This window comes from Spirillospora sp. NPDC046719 (genome assembly GCF_040645715.1).
Classification (GTDB): domain Bacteria; phylum Actinomycetota; class Actinomycetes; order Streptosporangiales; family Streptosporangiaceae; genus Spirillospora.
Window position 1 is genome coordinate 1 of the sequence record NZ_JBEYYT010000944.1, and the last position, 1,075, is coordinate 1,075.

The 1,075-nt window shown below is 78.4% G+C and carries 1 protein-coding gene; it reads right to left on the minus strand.

Annotated elements, in window-relative coordinates; all coding sequences use genetic code 11:
* Positions 1-1,075 (minus strand): hypothetical protein (locus ABZ914_RS51755; RefSeq protein ID WP_500201868.1); only part of this gene is annotated, 1,075 nt, incomplete at both ends.

A 1,075-nucleotide genomic window follows, 5' to 3' on the forward strand; every position in this document is an offset into this window, starting at 1 on the left:
AGCGCGAGCAGCCCCTGCCCGCGCCGCCGCTCGCCCTCGCCGTGCGGCATCCGCAGGGCGCCGTCGCGGAAGGCGACCTCGTGCCACTCGCCGCGGCACCGGATGCGGACCGGGCCGGGGCGGTCCGGTCCGGGCGGGCCGCCGGGACCGGCGAACGCGCGGGCCGGCGCGAGCGCGGCGCGGACGAGCGGGTGCAGCTCCTCGGCCGGGACGACGCCGTGCCGCAGCGCCTCGACGTCCGGCGCCATCCGCCACGCCGCGTCCGGGAGCACCGGCGTCCCCCCGCCGAGGTCGTCCCGGGACGCCAGCTCCACGCCGAGCCCGCCGCCCTCGCGACGCAGAACGACGCCCACGTGCTGGTTGGCGGGGATCCAGTACGTGTCGCCGTGCCCGCGTTCCGACAGCCGCCGGACCTCGTCCGCGAGGCGCGCGGGGGCCAGCGGCAGCCGCGCGAGGACGTCGGTGGTCTCGACGACCCCGCCGCCGAGGTACTCCTCCAGCTCTACGCCCGTCTCGTCGACGGCGATCCCCGCCGCGGCGAAGGCGCCCAGCACGTCGCCGGCCTCGTGCAGCAGGATCGCCCGCTCGGCGTGCGCGACCGGGTCGTCCCCGCCCGGGGCGGCGGACGGGAGCAGGCCGGGCGGCCGGGGCGTCCCGTCCGGCTCCAGGAACGGCGCGCGGGTGCCGTCGCCGCCGCAGCGTTCCCGCAGCTCATCGGTGCGCCGGACGTCCCACAGGTGGCGTGCGGTGTCCCACTGGTGCTGCAGGTTGTGCCACACCGACAGGTAGGGCAGGTCGGTGTTCAGGTACGTCCAGCCGGTGTCGGTCGAGATCGCGCCGAACCGGAGGGTGAGCCGCTGCGGCCCGTGGACGAGCTGCCGCGGCGTCGTGACGTGCAGGGTGCGGCGGGGATCGTCCGGGGCGGCGGACAGCACGAGGGCCTGGTCGGGGACCAGCGTCGTCCGTCCCCGGCCGACCCGCGGCGCGTGCCAGCGCAGCAGGTCGGGAGCCAGGTGCCGGAGGTCGTCCTCCAGCGCGTCGGCGACCTCGCGGCCGTGCTCGCGCGCGACGTCCG